This is a genomic window from Brevundimonas vesicularis (assembly GCF_032067225.1).
Lineage (GTDB): Bacteria > Pseudomonadota > Alphaproteobacteria > Caulobacterales > Caulobacteraceae > Brevundimonas > Brevundimonas vesicularis_F.
On the sequence record NZ_DAMBJX010000031.1, the window covers coordinates 1 to 4,835 of the forward strand.

The window sequence follows — 4,835 nt, forward strand, 5'->3', positions numbered from 1 at the left end:
GGCCGCGTCGTTCGGGTCGGGCGGTCCTCGCTGGGAGTCGAAGTCGAACTGCATGCCGAAAGCCTGCTGAGCGGCGAGCGCCGCCTGTGCACGCGCGGCGCCTTCAACATGGTCGCTCTGAGGCCCGCGGGTGATGACCAGCCCTTGGCGCCGCCCGATGAGGCGGGCGAAGCGGACGACGGCTGACTGAGGACCGCAGAGATGGTCTTTCCCGGCACGACCAACCACTACGGCACCCCCTTCGGCGGCGAGGCGCTCAAGCTCATGGGCAAGGCAGCCTTCGTCTCGGCGACCCGCCATGCGCGCGAAGTCATGGTCATGGCCGCGACCAACCGCATCGATTTCAAGGCCCCGATCGATGGCGGCGACATGGTCGAACTGATTTCGCGCGTAAAGATGGTCGGGCGCAGCTCGCTTTCGGTCGAGGTGCAACTCTGGGCCGAACGCCTCCTTACAGGAGAACGGCGACGCTCGACCACGGCCGAGTTCGTCATGGTCGCCGTCGATGACGCGGCCAAGCCGAAGGCAATCCAAGCCAGACGGAGTTTAGATGGAAGCTTGGGTGCGATAGATGGTGCTCTTGGGTAGGCAAGAAGCAACCACAGCTTAGGGCCAAGTAATCGACATCGAGACGATCTTGGGGATCCAGACGAACGTAGCGCGGGCTGCGATAGCCTCGTGAAACGACCGTCCTGACCGTTCCAGCATCCGTCTTTCCAAATGCGACACCCCATGTTCGGCGGCATCTGATCACGCTCTGACCTCCGACTGCCATAACGGCGCACTCGATGATGTGAGGACAGGGGCAAGCATCAGGATCCGCGCAAGTCCCACGCGCCATTGGCTGGGCTAGTTTAGCTGACAGCACCGACTTAAAGTTCGGACCATGATAAAATCGAACGCGCTCTGGAACTTCTGGATCGACCGGGGCGGCACCTTCACCGATGTCGTGGCCCGCGCCCCCGACGGCACGCTGCAGACGCGTAAGCTGCTGTCGGTCAATCCCGAGCACTATGCCGATGCGGCCGTGGAGGGCATCCGGCGGAGCCTCGGCGTGCAGAGGGGCCCGTTGCCGCCCGGTCTGGTCGGGGACGTGCGGATGGGCACGACTGTGGCGACCAATGCGCTTCTGGAGCGCAAGGGCGAACCGACGCTCTTGGCCATCACCTCCGGCTTCGCCGACGCCCTCCGGATCGGGTGGCAGGCGCGCCCCGAACTGTTCGTGCGCGAGATCGTGCTGAACGACCAACTGTATGACCGGGTGGTCGAGATCGACGAACGTGTGACGGCGGACGGCCAGATCGACCGGCCGCTGGATGAAGACCAGGCGCGCGCCGACCTGACGGCGGCCCATGTGGCGGGACTGCGCGCCGTCGCCATCGTCCTGGTCCACGGCTGGCGGTTCACCGACCACGAGACGCGGCTGGCGAAAATCGCGCGCGAGGTCGGGTTCGAACAGGTGTCGGTCAGTCATGAGATCGGGGCGCTGATCAAGCTGATCGGGCGGGGCGACACGACGGTCGCCGACGCCTATCTGTCGCCGATCCTGCGCGCCTATGTGGAGCGGGTCGGGTCCGACCTGGGGCCGGACACGCCGCTTCAGTTCATGCAGTCGTCGGGCGGGCTGACGGCCGCCGACGCCTTCCGGGGCAAGGACGCCATCCTGTCGGGACCAGCGGGCGGCGTGGTCGCCATGGCCGAGACGGCCAAGGCGGCAGGCTTTGAGCGGGCCATCGGCTTCGACATGGGCGGCACCTCGACAGACGTGTCCCACTTCGCCGGCGAGTACGAACGCACGTCCGACGCCGTGGTCGCCGGGGTCAGGCTGCGGGCGCCGATGCTGAGCATCCACACCGTCGCGGCGGGCGGCGGTTCGATCTGCCGGTTCGAGGGCGGACGGCTGAGGGTCGGGCCTGAGTCGGCCGGTGCGGTTCCGGGACCGGCCGCCTATCGGCGCGGCGGACCGCTGACGGTGACGGACTGCAACGTCATGCTGGGCAAGCTGAGCCCTGACTTCTTCCCCGCCGTCTTCGGCCCTGACTCGGACCAACCGCTGGACGTCGGTGCGGTTCGGACCCGGTTCGAGACCCTGGCCGCCGAAGTCTCGACGGCGACCGGACGCCAGACGACGCCCGGCGAACTGGCCGAGGGTTTCGTGACCATCGCCGTCGAGAACATGGCCGAGGCGATCCGCAAGATCTCGATCCAGCGCGGCTATGACGTGACCCGCTACGTGCTCAACAGTTTCGGCGGCGCAGGCGGGCAACACGCCTGTCTGGTGGCCGACGCCCTGGGCATGACCAAGGTTCTGCTGCATCCGTTTGCGGGGGTGCTGTCGGCCTATGGCATGGGTCTGGCCGAGGTGCGGACCATCCGACAGGCGACCGAGGCGGCCGCGCTGGATCCGGCGCGCGACGAGATTCTGGCGGTCCGGATCGCAGACCTTGCCGCCGCCGCAAGCGCCGACCTCGAGGCGCAGGGTTTCACAGCCGACGCCGTCTCCACCCTTGCCCGCGCCGAGATCAAGTTCGCCGGCTCCGATAAGCCTCTGATCCTTCCCTTCGGCCCCGCCGCTGCGATGGCCCAGGCGTTCGAAGAGCTACACCGCCGCCGCTTCGGCTTCTTCGCCGAGGACAAGGCTCTGGTCGTCGAGACGCTGGAGGTCGAGGCCGTCGGCCATTCGGGCCAGACACCTTCGGCGTGCCTGGCCCCGACCACGACCGGCGCGCTTGAGACCGTCGCCGAACTGACCGTTCGCATGGCCGGTCAGGACCGCCCGACCCCCGTCTATCGCCGCGACGCCCTGACGCCCGGCGTCGATGTGGACGGACCGGCCATCTTGCTGGAGGACACCGGCACCACCGTGGTCGAGCCGGGCTGGCGGGCGACCGTGGACGCCCAGGCCAATCTGCTGCTGGAGCGGGTCGTTGCCCTGCCCGCCCGCGTCGCCATCGGCACGGATGTCGATCCGATCATGCTGGAGGTGTTCAACAGCCGCTTCATGGCCTGCGCGGAACAGATGGGCGAGGCCCTTCGCGCCACCGCCTATTCGGTGAACATCAAGGAGCGTCTGGACTTCTCCTGCGCCGTCTTCGACGCGACCGGCGCCCTGATCGCCAACGCTCCGCACATCCCGGTCCACCTGGGATCGATGGGCGAGAGCATCCGCACCGTGATCGCGTCTCGCGGCGGGCGGATGAACCGGGGCGACGTCTATATGCTGAACGCGCCCTACAACGGCGGCACCCATTTGCCCGACATCACCGTCATCATGCCGGTGTTCCTTGAGGCCGACGATGCGCCGGCCTTCTTCGTCGCGGCGCGCGGGCACCATGCCGACGTCGGCGGCACGACGCCGGGCTCCATGCCCGCCTCGTCGCGCACGGTGGACGACGAAGGCGTGCTGATCGACGACTTCCTGCTGGTGGATGCCGGGCGATTGCGCGACGCCGAGACCCGCGCCCTGTTCGCCTCGGGCCGTCATCCGTCGCGCAACGTCGATCAGAACATGGCCGACCTGAAGGCCCAGATCGCCTCCTGCACGCGCGGCGCCGACGAGCTGATCCGCATGACGCAGGAGTTCGGCCGTCCCGTCGTCGCCGCCTATATGGGCCATATCCAGGACAATGCCGAAGAGGCCGTCCGCCGCGCCGTCGCCGCCCTGAAACCCGGTGCCTTCGCCTATGAGAAGGACGACGGCGCCGTCATCCGGGTCCGCATCGATGTCGATCCGATTCAGCGCAGCGCCGTCGTCGACTTCAACGGAACCAGCGAACAGCGACCGACCAACTTCAACGCCCCCCTGTCGATCACACGAGCGGCGACCCTCTATGTCTTCCGCACCCTGGTCGACGACGCCATTCCGCTGAACGAAGGCTGTCTGAAGCCGATCAAGCTGATCGTGCCGGAGGGGTCGATGCTGAACCCTCGCTATCCCGCCGCCGTCGTCGCCGGCAATGTCGAGACCAGCCAGGCGGTGGTGGACACGCTGTACGGCGCCTTGGGCGTCCTGGCCGCCAGCCAGGGGACGATGAACAACTTCACCTTCGGCGACGACGCCCGCCAGTATTACGAGACCATCGCCGGCGGCTCGGGCGCCGGGCCCGGCTTCGGCGGGACCAGCGCGGTCCAGACCCACATGACCAACAGCCGCCTGACCGATCCCGAGGTGCTGGAAACCCGCTTCCCCGTCCTGCTGGAAGAATTCTCGATCCGTCGAGGCTCAGGCGGCGAGGGGCGCTGGACGGGCGGCGACGGCGCCATGCGGCGGGTGCGGTTCCTGGAGCCCATGACCGCCGCCATCCTGTCCAATCGTCGCCGCGTTCCGCCTTTCGGCGCCGACGGCGGCCAACGGGGTGCGACGGGCGTGAACCGGATCGAACGGGCGGACGGAACGATTGACCCCCTCGGCTCGACGGCCGAGGCGGCGATGACGCCCGGCGACGTCTTCGTCATCGAAACGCCCGGCGGCGGCGGCTTCGGCGCAAAAGACGCTTCCTGAGCCGGGCGAACCGCGCGACCATGCCATCAAAGGGGGGCGAACCATGCTGGTGCTTATCGGGATCGCGGTCGTGGTCGTGGGCTTCGTCGCCCGCATCAATCCGCTGGTGGTCATTCTGGTCGCGGCGATCACGACCGGAGTGCTGGCGGCGGTCGGGCCGGCCGTGGATGCGCGCGACCTTGTGGCGGCAGCCGTCGATACGATCAGCCGGTTCGGCCAGGCCTTCAACGACAACCGCTATTTCCATATCACCTGGCTGGTCCTGCCGGTCATCGGCCTGCTGGAGCACGCCGGCCTTCAGGAGCGGGCGCGCGATCTGGTGACACAGGTCAAG

3 protein-coding genes and 1 pseudogene are annotated in these 4,835 nt (G+C 67.8%); all 4 read left to right on the forward strand.

Going from position 1 to position 4,835, the window contains the following annotated elements; genetic code table 11:
- A pseudogene (locus tag RT123_RS09575) lies at positions 1 to 186 on the forward strand (acyl-CoA thioesterase); the annotation flags it as partial.
- Positions 187 to 201: 15 nt separating this feature from the next.
- Positions 202 to 588: an acyl-CoA thioesterase gene (locus RT123_RS09580; RefSeq protein ID WP_313008904.1), complete on the forward strand. Its 387-nt coding sequence runs from the start codon at positions 202 to 204 to the stop codon at positions 586 to 588.
- Between the two features lie 298 nt (positions 589 to 886).
- The gene (locus RT123_RS09585; protein ID WP_313008905.1) at positions 887 to 4,501 is read left to right on the forward strand and encodes a hydantoinase B/oxoprolinase family protein; all 3,615 of its coding nucleotides are present in this window, start codon (positions 887 to 889) and stop codon (positions 4,499 to 4,501) included.
- A gap of 43 nt (positions 4,502 to 4,544) precedes the next feature.
- Positions 4,545 to 4,835 (forward strand): 5-oxoproline transporter, DUF969 family subunit (locus RT123_RS09590; protein ID WP_313008906.1); only part of this gene is annotated, 291 nt, incomplete at its 3' end.